This window comes from Lysinibacillus sp. FJAT-14222 (genome assembly GCF_001278875.1).
In the GTDB taxonomy this organism is placed as follows: Bacteria; Bacillota; Bacilli; order Bacillales_A; family Planococcaceae; genus Lysinibacillus; species Lysinibacillus agricola.
Map to the genome: position 1 here is coordinate 217,745 of NZ_LIYL01000010.1, position 17,949 is coordinate 235,693.

The window sequence follows — 17,949 nt, forward strand, 5'->3', positions numbered from 1 at the left end:
TCTAATCCCCCTTCAATACAGCATCTATATAAATAGATGGATCACTTAATATTTTTGCCGCATCGTCCATAAATGGTGTAATCCATTCAGAGCCAACTCCATACACTACGGTAATGAGCACTAGAATAACAGTAGGCACAAATAGTGTATAATAGACTTTTTTATCGACAGTCCCCGTTGTTTCTTTTTCTTCACCCCAGAAGGCATAAAGGAAAATACGAATAACAGACAATAAAACGAGAAGTGATGAAGCTAAAATAAAAATACTGCTCCATTTACTGCCTGCTTCAAATCCTCCCTGTACTATCAACAGCTTTCCGACGAAGCCACTAAGTGGGGGAATTCCTGCTAAACCAAATGCTGCAATTAAATAGAACCAACCAAGAGCGGGATATTTACTCATGAGACCGCCCATTTTTCGTAAATCAGACGTGCCAGTAATGTAAATCACTATACCGATCAACATAAAGAGCGCTGCTTTTATCAGCATGTCATGAATTAAATAGAACATTGCACCCTTTAGGGCGATTTCATTCATTTGAGATACACCGAATAAAATAACACCTACAGCAATGACAATATTGTAAATAATGATGAGCTTAACATCGTGATAGGCAAGTGCACCAATGCAACCCGCAATAATTGTTGCAATTGCTAATGCCATCAGTAAATCATGTGTATACGATAAATCATGAACAAAGAACAATGTATATGTTCGAGTAATCGCGTAAATGCCGACCTTTGTTAGTAGTGCACCAAATAGCGTTAGTACTGGTATAGGTGCTGCCGCATAAGAAGTTGGAAGCCAGAAGTATAGCGGGAAAATAGCCGCTTTTAACCCAAATACCATTAAAAATAGTACAGCTATCACAGTAACAATGCCTGGTTGATTGATTTCAGCAATTTTCACTGCAATATCTGCCATGTTTAATGTACCTACTACAGAGTAAAGGAAGGCAACTGTAATAACGAATAGAGCAGATGAAATAACATTAATTAAAATATATTTAATAGAACCTTTAAGCTGTCCCTTTTCGCCCCCAAGAACGATGAGCAAGTACGAGGCCATTAACAATACCTCGAAGAATACGAAAAGGTTAAAAATATCGCCTGTCGTAAATGCCCCGTTAACCCCAGTTAAAATAAACATGATCCCAGGGTAATAGAAGAAGCGTTCACGTTCCTTTGTGATGGAACCAAATCCATACCAAACAACAAGGAGGGTAATCAGTAGCGTTGTTGTGACCAGCAGTGCGGACACCATATCAGAAACCATCGTAATGCCATAAGGCACAGGCCAATTCCCGAACGTCAACATTTGAATACCATCATTTTTAACTTTAATAAGCAGTGAAATGGCTGATATAAGTGCGAGTCCTATACCAAGCAATGCGAATGAACGCTGGTATTTTAAGTTTTTTTGCCCAAACATTAAAATCATGCCGAAGAAAAATGGAATGATAATGGGCAGTAGAAGGAAGTTATTCATCCTCATCACTTCCTCTCATTAAGCTAATATCATCTGTCTCGAGCTCCTGATAAGAACGGTAAGCAAGTACAAGGAAGAACGCCGTTACCCCAAAGCTAATAACAATCGCTGTTAAAATAAGTGCCTGTGGTAATGGGTCTGCAAATGTTTTAGCCCCTTCTTTTAAAACCGGTGGTGCTTCTCCGCCAAGTCCACCCATTGTTAAAATGAGTAGATGAGCGCCATGACTTAAAAGACCTGTCCCGATAATAATGCGCAATAAGCTTTTGGATAAGATTAAATAAACCGCTGCCATAAACAGAAAGCCGATGACAAACGCCATAATTATTTCCATTATTCATCCTCCCCAATCGTTTGAATAATGGTCATCGTAACGCCGACAACAACCAAATAGACACCGCTATCAAAAAGCATAGCCGTGTGCAATGACTGTTTGCCTAGAAGCGGTAAATCGAAATAATCAAAGTAATGTGTAAAAAACGGTTTGCCCAAAAACATCGGGAAAGCGGCTGTTGCAAGGGCTAGTAGTAAGCCAATTGCTGTTAAATACGAATAATTTATTGGTAATACCTTACGAACTGTATTTAAATCAAAGGCAAGGACTAAGAGCACGATGGCACTTGATGTTAAAAGTCCGCCTACAAAGCCGCCCCCAGGTGTGTAATGACCTGCAAGAAAAATATGAATGGAGAAGAAGAAAATAATGAAGAACACAAACTTTGTTGTAAATTGTAAAATCACATCATTTGTTTTCATGTGTTTTCTCCTTTCTATTCATGCGTAGCTTAATCATTGCTAAAATGCCCATTCCAGCAATAGCTAGCACTGTAATTTCAAATAGTGTGTCAAAGCCACGGTAGTCTACTAAGATTACATTGACAATGTTTCCACCGCCGGCTTTTGAATAAACTGTTTCCTCATAATACTTAGAAATAGTTGGAATCAGTTTTTGTGAATGTGCAGATAGCGCTACAAGCGTGACCATAACACCGACTGCAATGGAAACAATCGCACGATTTAATTGGAATCTCATCCGTTCTTCTCGTTTTCCAAGCTTAGGCAGATGATAAAACGCTAGTAAAAATAGCGCAACAGAAATCGTTTCAATGACAAGCTGTGTTAATGCTAAATCAGGAGCATTAAAAATAACGAAGAATAATGCCACTGTGTAGCCCACTGCGCCAAGACCTATAATCGCTGTTAAACGTGACTTTGCTAAAATTGTAATGGCCGTTCCAATTAGTAAAACCACAACTAAAATAATCTCGTATGGATTAATAGGAGCAGTATTTTGGAAGGAGACTGTAAAGGCATCCTTCACAAATAAAGAACCAATTACAATCGCTGCAATGCTACTGAACATATATAGCAGGTAGTGACGCATAGAGCCCGTCATATAAAGACGTGATACACGATTTAACCCAACATCTAGTCCAAGCATAATTTTGTCGTATGCATTATTTAATGTTAAAGCTCGTGGGAATTTTTGATAGATGCCCTGCCATTTCGGTAATGCTACAAACAGTAGAACTCCAACAATTACTATGCCAAATGTCATGAGTAATTCTGGCGTAATTTCACCATGCCAAGCTGCTACATGAATATCAATATCCTTTGGTGAATCATATAAGAATGGTTGAATGGCTTGTACAGCTGGCTTTACAAAAGTATCCCCAACTAGGTTCGGAATAAAGAATATTGTTACGACTAATGCTGCTAAAATCATCGGCGAAATCAGCATGCCAATCGGTGCCTCATGTGGTTTATGAGGCAATTTTTCTGGTGTATATTTACCAGTAAATGTTCTAAAGACAAAATAGAAGCTATAGATAAATGTGAAAATACTAGCAATCCAAGCAATAATCGGGAAGAGTGCTCCCCATGTATCAAAGCCGAAAAATTCAAAATTTTGAAGTGCAAGCATTGCAGTTAAAAACATTTCCTTACTTAAGAAGCCATTAAATGGTGGTAGACCAGCCATCGATAAGCTTCCGATTGCCGCGACAGTAAAGCTAATCGGCATAATACTCATTAAGCCACCGAGCTTACGAATATCACGTGTACCTGTTTCATGATCGACAATACCTGCAATCATGAATAAGCTACCTTTAAACGTAGCATGGTTGATAAGGTGGAAGATCGCCGCAAAAGCAGCAAATTTAATAGTATCTGTTGCTCCATTGTCATGAAACGCTACGGCACTTGCACCGAGCAATGACATAATAAGTCCAAGCTGACTCACTGTAGAGAAAGCAAGAATTCCTTTTAAATCTGTTTGCTTCACTGCAAAGAAGGAACCCCAGAATAGTGTTAAGATACCTACGCCGGTAACGAGCCATATCCAAAGCTCCGAAACAGCAAAAATCGGTGTAAAGCGTGCAACTAAATAAATACCTGCTTTTACCATTGTTGCGGAGTGAAGGTATGCACTAACTGGTGTTGGCGCTTCCATTGCATCTGGTAACCAAATGTAGAATGGGAATTGTGCAGATTTCGTAAAGGCTCCTAGAAGTATTAAAACGAGCGACCAAGTGAACAACGGATGCTCCACTAAATTAGGTACCATGACAATAAGTTCACGGATTGAATACGTTCCTCCCATTAAATAAAGAAGGATAAATCCTCCCAACATCATTAAGCCGCCACCGACCGTAATCATCATTGACTTAAGTGCACCAAAGCGGGAAGCATCGCGAGTATACCAGTAGCCGATCAGTAAAAATGATGAAATAGATGTTAACTCCCAGAAAAAGTACAAGGTAATTAAATGATCTGACTGTACTACTCCTAGCATCGCGGTCATAAACAATAATAAGTAAACATAAAAATTATGTAATTTTTCTTTATGTTTGTCTAAGTAAAAAATAGAGTAAAGTACGACCAATGAGCCGATTCCAGTAATCATGAGTGAGAACAGCAAGCTAAGTCCATCTAAATAAGAAACAACAGAAATATCGAGCGATGGAATCCACGGAAGCTCCTCAAGAAATACTTTACCGTCTGCTACTCTTGTGATATATGATGCGTAAATAATCGCGAGTGTGGCAGGTACTGCAAGCACAAACCAGCCTGTGTGAATATTTTTAATGCTTTTATATAAAAATGGCACAAATATTGCAGCAAGCATTGGAATGAAAATATAAAGTACTTGTAACAAAAAAATCCTCCTTTATGCAGGTAAGTATGTTAATTATAACGTACTTTTTGCCTGAATGCATATGTACTCATAGGATTTAGCTTGCGATAGTGGAAGAATTTTGGCTATATTATAAATAGGAAGTTATCAATATAGTTAGAGGGAAAAAATTTTTATGAAGAACCCTTATATTTATGGTTATTTACCATTAATTACAATTTTATTATTTAGTTTAACATTTGGGATGTATGCTGTAAGTGAATCGTTGCAGGTTTTTCATGCAATTGGCGTATATTCTGGCATGCGTGAATTTTTATCAGATTTTGAACTACGTGTCTTTTTGCTAATTGTCTTTGCTGTAATCTTTTTTATGTTATTTTCAGCGTTAAAATTAGTAGGGGAAACTATTCATGAACTAGGAATGTTATTTTTCTCAAAAGATAATGAAGGTGCGACAGTTAATCAAGCACGAGGCGGATACATCATTTTATTTGTTGGTGCAATATGTTCAGCCTTTGCGATTCAATTTATTTACGTTTTAGTAGGTATTTTTGTCTTAACCGTCTTTATCTATTTTATTTACCTTATCTATAAAATGAGCCATTTTATGTCGATGGGTGGAACGATTGGCTTACTAGTATTTGAGCTATTTATGTGGACAATACTATTATCGCTTTTAGTTTATGTCGTTTTAAAATTGTATAATGGCATCTTGGCAAGTTTACCGTTTGCTAATTAAAAGCCATGTTTAAGTATTTACTTAATTACATAACAATTTTAAACAATGAAAGGAGCAGCCCCAGTAGTGATGAATTTCACTATGGGCTGCTCCTTTTAATTGAGGATGTATTACTTTTAACTTTATTCTAATAAAACATTAAATAGCTGATGATGAATCTTATAATCTTCTAATTTCTCCATAGATTGTGGCTTATCGTAGCCAAGCCATACTGTTGCCGTGTATTCATCATTTAATCCCGCAAGCCAGTAGTCGAGATAGTTGTTAGTTGTTCCTGTTTTCGCACCGATATAGTTACTTCTACTATAAACGCCTTGTCCTGTACCTTTAGTAACAACATCTGAAAGAATTGAACGCATATTCTTAACCGTTTTCGGTGACCAAATTTGATCGCGTGCTGAATCCCAGCTGTAAAGCTCCGTTCCATCAGCCGTTGTTACTTTACGGATGCTATGGGCCTGCACGTATGAGCCGTCTATAAAGCTTGTATAAGCGTCTGCTAGCTCAAGTGCTGTAACACCATACGTTAATCCTCCCAAAGAGACAGCATAATTATGGTCTTTTGCCACGATGGAGCGGAAGTGAAAGCGATCTAAGTAACTAAATGCTGTATCAATTCCGACAGTGTTCAACAGACGGAGAGCCGATGTATTGTAGCTATATTGAAATGCTACTCGAATGGGTACATCACCGTATTTAAAGCCACCATAGTTTTCTGGACAATATGAACCGACGCAATAACTACCACCACTGACGATAGAATCTGGCGTATGTGCTGTCGTTTCAAAGAAAGGAGCATAAACCGCTAACGGCTTAAAGGCAGAGCCTGGCTGCCGCGTACCTTGAAAGGCACGGTGATAACCAAACTTTTCATAGTTTTTCCCAGCATAAAGACTAACAACTTCACGGGATTTATTATCAATAACTGCTCCAGCTGCTTGTAATTTGCCTGAACCTAAAATTGCAGTCATTTTGTTCTCATCATGTGCTTGCTTGTTTGGATCGAGCGCGGTATAAATCGTTAGTCCATTCTGGAATAATGTATTAAGTCGATTATCTAGCTGAGCTTTGATTTTTTTCTTTTCTTCCTCGCTTTGTGTATTGGCAAGACGATCTGCATAACCTTCTTTTTCTGATACTAACCATCTAAGCTCTTGTAGGACGTAAGAGCTGTACATAGGATTGTTTTGAACTTTATTCTTTACATTTAATGTTATCGTTTCTGCTTTATATGTAGTGGCATCTTCTGTTGTTATAGCACCACTTGCTGCGAGTGTATCTAATAGCCGCTCCTGCCTCGCTTTTGTTTTATCAAAATTTTTTAAAGGATTATAAAGTGAGGGGTTATTTGGAATGGCAGCAATAAATGCAATTTCAGCAATAGATAATTCTTGAAGTGGTTTCTGAAAATAATATGTAGCTGCACCACCGATTCCATAAACTTGATTGCTAAAATAGGATTCATTCAGATACATCGTTAAAATCGCGTCTTTATCAAATTCTTTTTCAAGTTCATAGGAATAAAAAAGCTCTGTTAATTTTCGTTCATATGTTTTTTCATCGGATAAATAACGCATACGAACGAGCTGCTGTGTAATGGTACTACCACCTTGAGAAGAAGAATTTGTGCTTGAGTTAGCAACTACTGCACGGACGATAGCACTGAGGTCAAAGCCGATATGGTCATAAAAATGAGCGTCCTCACTTGCAATAAAAATTTCCTGGGCAATTTGTGGAATTTCTTGTAAAGTGAGAGGTTGCCGCCATTCGACATATTCCTCACTAAATGTTTTACCGTATTGATCAATCAGTGTTATTGGAAGCTGTGTTTGTACTTCCGGTAAATGAATAGCGCCAGCAATTTGCTCCTCATGCGCTTTTGCCGTATTAATTTCTGTCCTAATATTTGTACTAATCCACCAAAGGACAGGTAAGGATAGTAGAATGATAAAAAAACCAAAAGCCTTTTTCATGTATGCCTCCACTCTAAATATGAGTCACTCAAAAGAATAACATAATTTGGATGGTTTCCAAATACTCGTTCGGACCTATTTGCTACATTATTAAATAATTGAATAGCGGTATGAGAAACTCTAGACACGTTAAATACCGTAATAAATTTGCTATGAAGTTGTTGACTCATCACGAATGGTTAGGAAAATATTTGTTAAACGTATGCCATAATATAGGTTGATTGGAGTGGAGACTGGGCGACTCCTTGGGGATCAGCGTCACAGATGAGACCCTGGAGCGAGCAACGCGAGTGAAGCGGCTCATCGGACGCCCCCAGGAAAGCGCCCAGTCGGAACGGAAATCAACCCCCACACTTTGGTGATAAGCCAAAAAATTAAAAGTGCAAAAAATCGTCAATACTTTGGTGAAGAAAACCATTGAGAAGTATGTTAGACTAAAATGAGGTCAGAAATGATAGTACTATCATTTTCATTGAAACTGAAATTTTACATTTAAAGGAGAGACTTCAATGTTTCCACAATTAACAACAGAAGTACTAGCAGGCGAAGTACTTGTAGAAATGAAAACAACATTAGGTGCCATCAAAATCAAATTATTCCCAGAGCATGCACCAAAAACTGTTGAAAACTTCTTAGGACATGCAAAATCAGGTTACTATAACGGCATTATTTTCCACCGTGTTATCGAAGACTTTATGATTCAAGGCGGTGATCCAACTGGTACAGGTATGGGTGGCGAATCAATTTGGGGTAACTCTTTCGAGGATGAGTTCTCTGATAAAGTATTTAACCTTCGTGGAGCCCTTTCAATGGCAAACGCTGGACCAAATACAAACGGTTCACAATTCTTTATCGTACAAATGAAGCACCTTCCAAGTGATATGCTTCGCCAATTACAAGGTGCTGGCTTCCCTGAAGAAATTATTGAAGCATATGCTCAAAATGGTGGTACACCTTGGTTAGACCATAAACATACAGTATTCGGTCATATTGTTGAAGGAATGGACATTATAGACAAAATTGCAGAAGTAGAAAAAGACTCCCGTGATAAACCATTAGAAGATGTGAAAATTGAGTCAATTACAGTTTTTGAATAATAATTGTAAGGACGTGTAAAACATGGAACACTTAATGTATCAATTTTTATATTTCCCAGAAGATAAGTCAGGCTATATTCCTGCAGCTTTTGAATTTTTAATCATGCTTATTTTATGTATTGTTGTATTTACCGTTTTCCGTAAAATTTCTAAGAAACAAGAAATTAAATCAAAGGAAATCGAAGCACGTATTCTTTCTGAGAAAAAAAATACAAACAATCAGCAAAATATTTAGTGTACTAGATGCCTCGTAGCCATTAATAGCTGCGGGGCATCAACTTTTGTAGATTAAATTCTATATAAAAAAGTTTGATTATTTTTGAAGCCCTTGCTGCACTAAAATCCTCCATTAGTATTCATTTGGTTTAAATTCAATTGATTTTGCTTGATACATTTTATCCTTAAACATATACATAATTTGAATATCGCCTATACTTCCACCTGTTGGAGAAATTTGACCTCCGATTTTCGCAATGAGTTGATTGTCGTTTATTTCAAAGTTGATAAGATTACCAAAGTATATATCAGGAAATAAATGTTCAGGATCAATTTTTAGAGGTTTAGTATCAATTGCATATTTCTTTTTACCAATACGAATGATTGCTTTGTTAGGTAATAACTCGGTCTTTACTTTTTTTAACGCTATTGCAATTGGGTCATCAACAAGCACTTCAACTGGTACTTCAACAAGTTCCTTATTTATTCTTTGATTTTGAATATGGAAAACGTGAACTTCTCGTTCTAATATTCCAGTACCAGTACCCTTTGTCAAAATTATAATCAACTCATTTTTTCCATCTTTATTGATGTCCTCATAGATAATTTGAGGGGACCAAGTAGGGCTTGTTGTATTTATCCAATAAGGTCTTGTCAGAACACCGCCTTGAAAATTAATTTTAAAATCTGTATATACTCCATTTATCTTTTTAGCATAAAGGGTAACATCCGCTTTATCAGACTTTGTAATTTCATCATATTCATTTATCATTGCTTTAGTTTTTGTTAAAACAGTAAAAAGAGAAATGACAATAATTAATATAAGAATATTTTTCATAAAAAAACACCTCATATTTAGTGTTTTCTATAATTGACTGTTTATTCCACTAAACTTTACCATTAGTACAAAAAGTTCAACAAAAAAGCGCTAATCCTTCTTGAAGTGGGCCCCTAACTCGGAAATTTAATAGATCAACTTTGTTCCCGTGTAATTGGTGGGTGACCCCGAATGTTTCGTCAGTAAAGATTCACTTCAAATCCATTAATCGTAATGGATTTAATTTGTTCAAGCTCTAATGGCTCCTCGGACAGTAACTTCAGTTTCACTTGATTTTTATCCGTGAAGGAAACTAAGCTTGTCAGTTCCTTATGACTTCCGTCTTTTAAAACAATTGTAGCCGTTAACTCTTCAGTTTCTGTCGCATCGCCTTTCCCTAGAATCGTTAAACCAAGTGGGGAAATCTTCAGCTCTTTCGCTACCCAGTCACCAAAGTCCATAGCAAATGGCACCGACTGCCCTTTCATCTCTTCTAGTTTGAAGGATGCTTCCCAATCTCCCTCCATATATTGACCAGCTGTATAAATCTTCGCCTGCAACTCATACTCAGATATATTGATATCCTTCACATTAAATATATTTTCCTCATAATTATACGCATAAATTGGTTTTCCTTGTTCATCTCTCCCGTAGGAATAACTCACTGTAGGAAGAATCTTCTGCCCAGCTGGATTCACTAAATAAAATTCCCCGTGTTCAATCGCATTATTGGCTGGCCACTCTGTTTGCACATATAGTTTGTCATTATGAAGTCCTATATTTGTAATTCGCATTCTGTCGTATAGTTGTGTTTGAATATTCAAGTTACCCGCTGGTAGTACATATACATCTCCTTCAGAGGATGCTCCACCACTTCCGCGAATTGTATCATCTGGCAAGAGCTCAATTTGTTGTTTTTCTACATCTTGTAAATCCAGTGGGAATGTTACATTCTCTAACACTGATTTATCACTTAAAAAAGAACGGATATTTAGCTTAAACTTATCTATACTATTCCCGTTAAACGACATAAATCGAACTAGGGCTGTTTTCGTTGTAGGATCAAAACCAATTCTTTCAGCAGTAAAAGACCGTCCTTTTGACATGTGATAATCATAAATATCCAATGTTTCATCAATACGGTTCCCTTCAACATCCTGCATCGTCACATACACGACAGCCATATCTTCATCCTGCATGGCTGAAACGATTTCCATTTTTATACCCTCATGTTCAACCGTGCTTTCTATCGGTTGAAGTAGTACAGCTATTTCAGGGCTAATTTGCCATAGTAAATTTTTTACATCGTCATTCATTGCAGCACCGACTGTAATAGAGCTAGCTAGAAATACGGTAGCTACAGATGGAATGAGCCATGTTTTCTTTCTTTTTTTCTTTACTTGGCTAACACCCATTTTCACTCTTTTATGTAAATCCTGTGGCAATGGAATCGACTGCACTGATTCTTTTAACTTATCCATAAAAATCTGCCTCCTCTACTTGAACACGTAACTTTTTCAATGCACGATATAGGATTGACTTTACTGTTCCTAATGGGATATGGAGCGTGTCAGCAATTTCTTGAAAAGTATAGCCCTCGTAATATTTCAGTAATACAATTCCTTTTTCATCACTTGTTAATTCCTCTAGTATCTGTTGAAGCAAGACTTTTACGGTTGGGTCACCCTGTTCAAATTGTATTTTGTCTATGTATTCATTTTGCATAGGCACAATCTTTTCTAGCTTTTTTAAACGATTCAGTGAACTACTAATGGCAATCTTAATAAGCCATGTTTTAATGTAAGCAGGCTCTTTTAAGCTTTCAATTTTATCGAACGCTTTATAAGCAGTTTCTTGTACAATATCTAAAGCCTCCTCTTCATTCTTCAAATAAACAAATGCCATTCGATATATATCTGCTTCATACATCTGAAAAAGTTTTAAAAAGGCTTTTTCATTTCCTTTTTGAGCTTTTTTAATTAATCGAATAATGTAACTCACTCCCTTCTATACATTAGACAATTTAGTTCATGTTTTAGCTTAAATAATTTTCATTTTCTCATAAAAAAAGTAGGGAAATATTCTCCCTACGATTTCATTTATATTAATTCCAATTAATAAAACCTTATTACGGAATATTGCTCTAATACGGTAAACAGAATATAAGTATTCCATTTTGATTAGCAATAGCTCATTCCTGCTCATTAAAGAAAACTACGCAGTTAGTGAAAAAGCGACTGCTCTATTGAACAATCGCCCCTGTTAGTGCAATGATCATCTATCGGGCACTGGCATATATTTTGTGAAATAAGCACCTAAAATCAACAATATAACAGTAATAGACCAATTCAATAGCCCCATAAAGTCAAACCAATAAGCAAGAAGATTTGTTACAGCAATTAAATATAAACAAATTGAAGTTAAAATACTCTTAATCCCCGTGATACCAGCTTTTTTTCTTTTTTGAATCAAAACTGATATAGAAAAAATAAGTGTAATTATTAGAATAATAGATAAAATAATCTGTACCAATTTAGTTTCCCCCTTTGTAGTAATCATGCCATTTTAATACTTTCTAAAATGCTTATTAAGTTTCATTTCTTCACAATTCTTTAAAATGATTTTAACATAAATATCCAATAAAAAATCTCTTCTAAGAAAAACTAACGAGGTGATTTTTATCAAACTACAAAGCTACAGAAGAATGGAGCAGATCATTAATAGTCAGCCGCGTATTTTTTGTCGTTGCACCAACCCCCAGATGCTTAGTCTCCAGTTGAGATATATTTCTAAACAAAAAAGGATATCTCAGAAAAACTTGAGATATCCTTCACAATTTACTTATTATTGCTGAAATGCTTGCTTAAAGCGTTGAACACCGTCTTTTACTGTGTCAAATGAGCAAGCAACATTCATACGTAGGAATCCACGACCCTCTTCGCCGTATTTTGACCCTGGCTCTATTGCAAGCTTGCCATTTTCAAGCAAACGTTTCATAATTTCTTTTTCATCAAGTCCTAATTCTCGATAATCAATCCAAAGTAAATAAGTGCCTTGAGGTTTTGTCATATGGATACCAGGTAATTGTTCTAATTCAGCAATTACATAGTCCATATTATTTGAAATGTAAGTAAGCATTTCCTCTAACCATGAAGAACCCTCTGTATAAGCAGCCTGAATTGCAACAGAAGCAAAGGTATTTAATGAGCCTTGACCACTAGCCATATTAACTGCTTCAAGCAACATACGCTTTTTCTCATCCGTCACGATCGTATAGGCAACCTGAATACCAGCTAAATTAAAGGTTTTTGTCGGTGCCATGCATGTAATAATACGATCAGTTTCATCACCAGCGATTTTTGCTAGAGGTGTATGTTTTGAACCATCTAACATCAAATCAGAATGAATTTCATCGGAAATAATCACAACATCATATTTTGCACAAAGTCGCACGATTTCTTTTAATGTAGCTTCATCCCATACATAGCCACCTGGATTATGTGGATTACACAATATGTAGGCTTTCACATTTTGAGCGAGTGCTTGTTCAAAGGCTTCAAAGTCATAGACAAATGTTCCATCTTTTTCTACTAAAGGACAATTCACAATCTCTCGAGCATTACTTTTCGGGATGTTATAGAATGGGGGATAGACAGGTGAGGAAATAAGTACTTTATCTCCTGAATTTGTCAGTGCCATAATACTATTCGCTATAGCTGCAACAACACCGTTACAGAAAACAATTGAACCTTTGTCAATGTGCCAATCATGATGAGTATTCTGCCAGTCTACTATCGCCTGTATAGCTTCATCACTAACATAGCTGTAGCCGAAAACAGTCTTTTCAGCATGCTCTTGTAGCGCTTTTGATACGGCTGCTGGAGCGGCAAAGTCCATATCAGCTACCCACATTGGTAGTATGTCTGAAGCATCTTTTAGTCCATATACTTTTTCCATTGCGTCCCATTTTACAGAGTTTGTACAGCGACGTTTAATAGTTTGATCGAAAATAGACAAGCAAATCACTCTTTTCTTTTTTATTTACTATGGTATCATACGAGTATGATAAAAGGATAATAGGTGAGTATTTTGGAAAATATTAAAATGAATCAAGCGGCCGTACATCTGCTAGAGGAGTGGGATCCATTCCACTTAGGTCCAGACCATTATGATACTGAAACCGCAGATGTTGTAGCAGCATTGCAAGGTATTGATGATCCATCTGTTCTTGCAAAGGTTATTCAAGAAACATATGAGCATTCGTTTGAAGAATGGATTCCATTTGAAGATTGTGTAGCCATTTCGTACAAACTTATTGCGATAAAATTTGAAGCAAAATGTATTATTTAACTATGCTTTTGCTTTTTTATAGAAAACGAGGTTGTCATTCAATTTTGAGACAACCTCGTTTTTAGCTGTTAAGGAAACTTTAGATTTTAAGTTGTGGAAAACTAAGGGCATAGTTTTCGTCTAGGCTCAAGCGCTACATCCTCGAGGTCGCTTCAATCCCTCGGGCAAAAGTGGAGGAGCGCTTACTTTTACTTCGGGCTCTCCAGCGCTTGTCGGATGTAAATGAGCGCTTTAACGCATTGTTCATACAAAATTAACTCTCTTATTTAAATAACGGTAAAATCCCCTGAATGAAAATAATTACTATTGCTATCGGAGAAACATAACGAATTGAATAATACCAAATATTGAACATCACACTAGATGAGGCAAGCTCTTTACGAGAAATGTCCTTTGTATAATAATAGCCTGCAAAGATGGAAATCAGTAAGGCTCCAATTGGCATACCAATACTATTAGTCAAAAAGTCAACAAAATCGAAAATTGAGCGGTCTAAAATTTTCACATCAGATAGGATGCCGAATGAAAGGGCACTTGGAATACCGAAGATGAAAATAATGATGCCACCAATCCAAGCGATTTTTTTACGCTTTTCAGGCTTATCTCCAATTGCGATTGCCACGACAATTTCTAACATGGAAATGGAAGAAGTTACTGTTGCAAATAGTAAAAGTACAAAGAAAATTATTAAGAACAGTCCACCAAGAGGTAATTGCTCAAAAACAGCAGGTAAAATAATAAATACAAGGCCAGGACCTTGATCAGGTGTATAGCCAAGTGCGAATACTGCTGGGAAAATTACTAGGCCTGCAAGTAAAGAAATAATGATATTCATCGATGCAACATTGATGGCCGAGTTTCCAATTTTTTCAGTTTTGGATAGATAGGAAGCATATGTGATCATGACCGCGATCCCAACACTTAACGAGAAGAATGCTTGTCCAAGCGCCTTTAAAAATGTTTCCGCATTTAAGTATGACCAATCAGGGACGAACATAAATTTGACGCCTTCCATTGCACCTTCCAATGTTAAAGAGCGTATAACTAACACAATGAAGAAAATGAATAATAGAGGCATCATCCATGTACTAGCTTTTTCAATGCCGCCTTTAATGCCTGCTGATACAATTGTTATCGTTAATAGCATAAATACCCCTTGTACAAGCACGGCTTCGAACGGGCTTGAAATAACGGTACCAAACAGATCTGCATAATTAGCATCTGAACCAGCAGTATTTAGCTGTAATGTAAAGGCTCGGCCTAAATAGCTTAAAATCCAGCCACCAACAACACTGTAGAATGAAAGTATGAGACCGGCAATAATCATGCCACCCCATCCTATCAAGTACCACGGTTTTCCTGGTGCTTGTTCCTTGAACGACGTAACGGCATCCTTTTGCCCACGGCGACCAATCATAAATTCTGCTATTAACACGGGCAAGCCGATGAAAAATGTACATAAGATGAATAATAAAATAAAGACACTACCGCCGTTAGTACCCGCCATGTAAGGAAACTTCCAAATAGCTCCTAACCCTATAGCACTTCCTGAGGCAGCTAAAATAAACCCAATTTTAGTTGAAAATTGATCTCTCGAAGACACTTAAAATAAATCCTCCTTATACTAAAGTTTTATTTTACCGCAATATTTTCATAACACAAGCAAATTTCAGAAAATGGCATATAGATATTCTTAAATTAAGCTCGTCATGCAACAGAGGTAGTTCTGGCGGCGCAATATATGGTTCTACCGGCGATATTTGTAGTTCGACCCGTAAAGTTATGGATTTATTCACTATAAGTAAAATCCATTTAAATATGTAACAATTAGGAGAAATGATTCGTTACATGTACAAAGGGGGGATAACTGTGACAGAAACTGAATTAATCGAACGGGCTCAGCAAGGAGACAAAGACGCCTATATAGAGCTGATCCGAATACATCAACGAACAGTTGAAAAATTTGCCTTTCAATGCGGCGTACATAGTAATGATTTAGCAGATGTTTCACAGGAGGTATTTGTGAAGCTCTATCGTTTTTTACATCAATTTAAGCAGGATCGTTTTACAACATGGCTCTATAAAATCACACTAAATGCAACACGTGATTATTATCGCAAAGAACAACGAGAACAGGCGAAGGAAGAAAGGCTAAGTGCTCAGCAACAAACGCCCTCATCTTCAGCAGAAAAACATGTCCTTAATTTTGAGGAGGATAGGCTATTACATAATGCTATTAAAGCACTTGATGAAAAATATCGTTATCCTCTCATTTTATTTTACTTCCATGAATTAAAGTATGAAGAGATAGCGGAGGTACTAAATATCTCGTTATCAACTGTCAAAGTTCGTATATTACGTGCAAAGGAAAAACTTAAATCGTTGTTAATGCAAGAGGGGAGTGTTGAAAATGGATGATAAACAATTTGAAAAACGAATGGAGCTTCTAAAAAAATCCTATGATCGCATGGAACCACAGCTAGATCCAGAAGCCGTTTTCGCACAAATCGAGGCAGAAAATGCAACACAACAAGCACAAGAAACATTAACGACTCAAAAGCCTCCCTCAAGATGGCAAAAGCCCGCTGTTTGGATAGCAAGCGTTGCAAGTGTACTTTTATTAAGTGTTCTTGTTTCGTCGTATGTCATTAATCCGTCGACCTTTGTTCAAACAGCTGAACAAGAACAAAACCAAGAATATGACGAATGGCTTTCAAACTTTACAAAAAAATATCAAGAAAAGCGTGAGCATATGCGTAAAGAACTCGACATTCCAGAGAAAGAGTTTAGTGAAATATCGAAGGTTCAAATGGCAGATAATGAAATCAATTCTTTACCTAAAAGAAAAGAGATGTTTCAAGAGATACAGAACACCAATCATGACTTTTTAAAAAGTTTAGAAAAAGATGCATTGGATAATCTACAAACACCCCGCGAGCTAATACAGCTTATTGAAACATATGAAGATCCTATGTCATTTGAAGAATCTTATTTCTTTTATAGTAGATATTCTCACTCGGTAGAAGAAATTGCAGGCTATTATTCTAATAAGCTTGCTCCGTATGAAAAAGTATTATCTCAAAAATCCCAAAGTCTTCCTACAGACCTAAATAAATTAATTGCTTCGGCTGAAAAGCAATATTTTGAATTGCAATATAATGGACAAAGCTTTAGTTTTCGACCTAATCCTGTGTTCGGGAAAGACGCGCCCGACTATATTGAACGCCTTCATCCAAGGGTGTTAGGGTATTTTAAATATTTGGCTACAGGCTCATTACTTGTTGGTGGGGATTTACTCTATTCTATAGAGGATTCTGCAACTATTCTGCGTCTCTATGAAAAAACACTTGTAGCGGATAATCTTTCTGAGACGAATGATTTTAACGTATTAAAGGGAGAGTTTGAAAATACGTGGCTTGCCATTTTTAAAGGAAATGAAACCGATCCAATTCGTACAAAAACTGGGCAATACAAGCCTGAATACATCGATTTATTAACTATCATTGCGAATGGAGAATATGGTGAGGCAATGCGTGAAACAGCGCAATTAATACTAGGTGAAATAAAGTTAACGGGACAATCCAAAACTCTAGAACAGTTAACAACATACGATATATGGATGGGAATATTACATTTGCGAGAAGATACATTTATGCAGACGGAGGATGGAACAACAAGTATAGCAATTGATGACGCTTGGATTGAACAAACTAAATCTCTTTACAATGCGTATGTTAAAACGAAAGACGATACAATTATTAACACATTAGATCCAATTAACATCGTTAGTTTATTTTTATATGCTAATGGGATTGGTGATCGAGAAACTGCTCAAAGACTTTTGTCTGATGATGTGAATATAAATACAGTTGTACAGTTTAATGGAATGGAAAATTTCACAGCTCTTCATGAAATGGGGAGTTCGCAACTAAATATTAGAGCCACTGTAAAAAGTGCAGCGCATGGAGTAATTGGACAGCAATTATCCTTTGAGTTAACCTCTGTAGTAACTGAAAATGGTGCAGCGCGTTACCTAATTAATGCTATTAGCGAATAAGGAGATTTTTTGCCCCACTAATACACGTATGTTATAATTTAAGGCGATATATACGTAGTAAACAAAAAGAAAGTG

Annotated in this window: 17 protein-coding genes; 6 read left to right on the forward strand and 11 right to left on the reverse strand. The window is 36.7% G+C overall.

Annotated elements, in window-relative coordinates; genetic code table 11:
* Position 1: 1 nt before the first annotated feature.
* From AN161_RS04890 to AN161_RS04905, 4 genes are read right to left on the reverse strand one after another with little or no spacing between them, the layout of a single operon-like run.
* Positions 2 to 1,489, reverse strand: coding sequence for a Na+/H+ antiporter subunit D (locus AN161_RS04890; protein WP_053593261.1), 1,488 nt, complete (start codon positions 1,487 to 1,489; stop codon positions 2 to 4).
* Complete coding sequence (locus tag AN161_RS04895; protein WP_053593262.1) at positions 1,482 to 1,823, reverse strand: Na(+)/H(+) antiporter subunit C; 342 nt, start codon at positions 1,821 to 1,823, stop codon at positions 1,482 to 1,484. Before AN161_RS04895 ends, AN161_RS04890 begins: the two co-directional genes overlap by 8 nt.
* Complete coding sequence (locus AN161_RS04900; protein WP_053593263.1) at positions 1,823 to 2,245, reverse strand: Na(+)/H(+) antiporter subunit B; 423 nt, start codon at positions 2,243 to 2,245, stop codon at positions 1,823 to 1,825. Before AN161_RS04900 ends, AN161_RS04895 begins: the two co-directional genes overlap by 1 nt.
* Positions 2,232 to 4,646 carry a Na+/H+ antiporter subunit A gene (locus AN161_RS04905; protein WP_075807175.1) on the reverse strand — a complete coding sequence of 805 codons (2,415 nt, stop codon included), beginning with the start codon at positions 4,644 to 4,646 and terminating at the stop codon, positions 2,232 to 2,234. The genes AN161_RS04900 and AN161_RS04905 overlap by 14 nt, the downstream gene beginning before the upstream one ends.
* Positions 4,647 to 4,800: 154 nt before the next feature.
* On the opposite strand from AN161_RS04905, the gene AN161_RS04910 reads away from it, so the two are divergent.
* Positions 4,801 to 5,364 carry a DUF5366 family protein gene (locus tag AN161_RS04910; RefSeq protein ID WP_053593264.1) on the forward strand — a complete coding sequence of 188 codons (564 nt, stop codon included), beginning with the start codon at positions 4,801 to 4,803 and terminating at the stop codon, positions 5,362 to 5,364.
* A gap of 122 nt (positions 5,365 to 5,486) precedes the next feature.
* Here the strand turns inward: AN161_RS04910 and AN161_RS04915 are convergent, their stop codons facing one another.
* Complete coding sequence (locus AN161_RS04915; RefSeq protein ID WP_053593265.1) at positions 5,487 to 7,337, reverse strand: transglycosylase domain-containing protein; 1,851 nt, start codon at positions 7,335 to 7,337, stop codon at positions 5,487 to 5,489.
* Positions 7,338 to 7,846: 509 nt separating this feature from the next.
* Between AN161_RS04915 and AN161_RS04920 the strand changes: the two genes are divergently transcribed.
* Entirely contained in the window at positions 7,847 to 8,434 is a 588-nt protein-coding gene (locus tag AN161_RS04920) for a peptidylprolyl isomerase (RefSeq protein WP_053593266.1), read from the forward strand.
* 22 nt (positions 8,435 to 8,456) lie between these two features.
* Positions 8,457 to 8,669 carry a hypothetical protein gene (locus tag AN161_RS04925; protein WP_053593267.1) on the forward strand — a complete coding sequence of 71 codons (213 nt, stop codon included), beginning with the start codon at positions 8,457 to 8,459 and terminating at the stop codon, positions 8,667 to 8,669.
* A 114-nt stretch (positions 8,670 to 8,783) separates the two neighbouring features.
* On the opposite strand, the gene AN161_RS04930 is transcribed toward AN161_RS04925, so the two are convergent.
* The 5 genes from AN161_RS04930 to AN161_RS04950 all read right to left on the reverse strand — a co-directional run bounded on the left by AN161_RS04930 (position 8,784) and on the right by AN161_RS04950 (position 13,484).
* Positions 8,784 to 9,488 carry a hypothetical protein gene (locus tag AN161_RS04930; RefSeq protein WP_075807176.1) on the reverse strand — a complete coding sequence of 235 codons (705 nt, stop codon included), beginning with the start codon at positions 9,486 to 9,488 and terminating at the stop codon, positions 8,784 to 8,786.
* A 179-nt stretch (positions 9,489 to 9,667) separates the two neighbouring features.
* Positions 9,668 to 10,948: a hypothetical protein gene (locus tag AN161_RS04935; RefSeq protein WP_053593268.1), complete on the reverse strand. Its 1,281-nt coding sequence runs from the start codon at positions 10,946 to 10,948 to the stop codon at positions 9,668 to 9,670.
* Positions 10,941 to 11,468 (reverse strand): sigma-70 family RNA polymerase sigma factor, encoded by a 528-nt coding sequence (locus AN161_RS04940; RefSeq protein ID WP_053593269.1) that lies wholly within the window; start codon positions 11,466 to 11,468, stop codon positions 10,941 to 10,943. Before AN161_RS04940 ends, AN161_RS04935 begins: the two co-directional genes overlap by 8 nt.
* Before the next feature lie 273 nt (positions 11,469 to 11,741).
* The gene (locus tag AN161_RS04945; protein WP_053593270.1) at positions 11,742 to 11,999 is read right to left on the reverse strand and encodes a hypothetical protein; all 258 of its coding nucleotides are present in this window, start codon (positions 11,997 to 11,999) and stop codon (positions 11,742 to 11,744) included.
* 312 nt (positions 12,000 to 12,311) lie between these two features.
* A complete protein-coding gene (locus tag AN161_RS04950; RefSeq protein ID WP_053593271.1) occupies positions 12,312 to 13,484 on the reverse strand; it encodes a MalY/PatB family protein in 1,173 nt (390 codons plus the stop codon).
* Positions 13,485 to 13,556: 72 nt separating this feature from the next.
* Between AN161_RS04950 and AN161_RS04955 the strand changes: the two genes are divergently transcribed.
* Complete coding sequence (locus tag AN161_RS04955) at positions 13,557 to 13,817, forward strand: DUF1871 family protein (RefSeq protein ID WP_082339692.1); 261 nt, start codon at positions 13,557 to 13,559, stop codon at positions 13,815 to 13,817.
* A 262-nt stretch (positions 13,818 to 14,079) separates the two neighbouring features.
* On the opposite strand, the gene AN161_RS04960 is transcribed toward AN161_RS04955, so the two are convergent.
* Positions 14,080 to 15,420, reverse strand: a complete 1,341-nt coding sequence (locus tag AN161_RS04960; protein ID WP_053593273.1) for a sodium-dependent transporter — start codon at positions 15,418 to 15,420, stop codon at positions 14,080 to 14,082.
* A gap of 266 nt (positions 15,421 to 15,686) precedes the next feature.
* Here AN161_RS04960 and AN161_RS04965 point away from each other — a divergent pair, with 266 nt between their 5' ends.
* Positions 15,687 to 16,235 (forward strand): sigma-70 family RNA polymerase sigma factor, encoded by a 549-nt coding sequence (locus AN161_RS04965; RefSeq protein ID WP_053593274.1) that lies wholly within the window; start codon positions 15,687 to 15,689, stop codon positions 16,233 to 16,235.
* Entirely contained in the window at positions 16,228 to 17,874 is a 1,647-nt protein-coding gene (locus AN161_RS04970; protein WP_053593275.1) for a hypothetical protein, read from the forward strand. Before AN161_RS04965 ends, AN161_RS04970 begins: the two co-directional genes overlap by 8 nt.
* The last annotated feature ends 75 nt before the right edge of the window (positions 17,875 to 17,949 follow it).

Excerpts from the sequence above, each read along its gene's own strand:
- AN161_RS04890 (WP_053593261.1), bottom strand. The coding sequence starts at position 1,489 with ATGAATAACTTCCTTCTACTGCCCATTATCATTCCATTTTTCTTCGGC.
- AN161_RS04895 (WP_053593262.1), bottom strand. The coding sequence starts at position 1,823 with ATGGAAATAATTATGGCGTTTGTCATCGGCTTTCTGTTTATGGCAGCG.
- AN161_RS04900 (WP_053593263.1), bottom strand. The coding sequence starts at position 2,245 with ATGAAAACAAATGATGTGATTTTACAATTTACAACAAAGTTTGTGTTC.
- AN161_RS04910 (WP_053593264.1), top strand. The coding sequence starts at position 4,801 with ATGAAGAACCCTTATATTTATGGTTATTTACCATTAATTACAATTTTA.
- AN161_RS04915 (WP_053593265.1), bottom strand. The coding sequence starts at position 7,337 with ATGAAAAAGGCTTTTGGTTTTTTTATCATTCTACTATCCTTACCTGTC.
- AN161_RS04920 (WP_053593266.1), top strand. The coding sequence starts at position 7,847 with ATGTTTCCACAATTAACAACAGAAGTACTAGCAGGCGAAGTACTTGTA.
- AN161_RS04925 (WP_053593267.1), top strand. The coding sequence starts at position 8,457 with ATGGAACACTTAATGTATCAATTTTTATATTTCCCAGAAGATAAGTCA.
- AN161_RS04930 (WP_075807176.1), bottom strand. The coding sequence starts at position 9,488 with ATGAAAAATATTCTTATATTAATTATTGTCATTTCTCTTTTTACTGTT.
- AN161_RS04935 (WP_053593268.1), bottom strand. The coding sequence starts at position 10,948 with ATGGATAAGTTAAAAGAATCAGTGCAGTCGATTCCATTGCCACAGGAT.
- AN161_RS04970 (WP_053593275.1), top strand. The coding sequence starts at position 16,228 with ATGGATGATAAACAATTTGAAAAACGAATGGAGCTTCTAAAAAAATCC.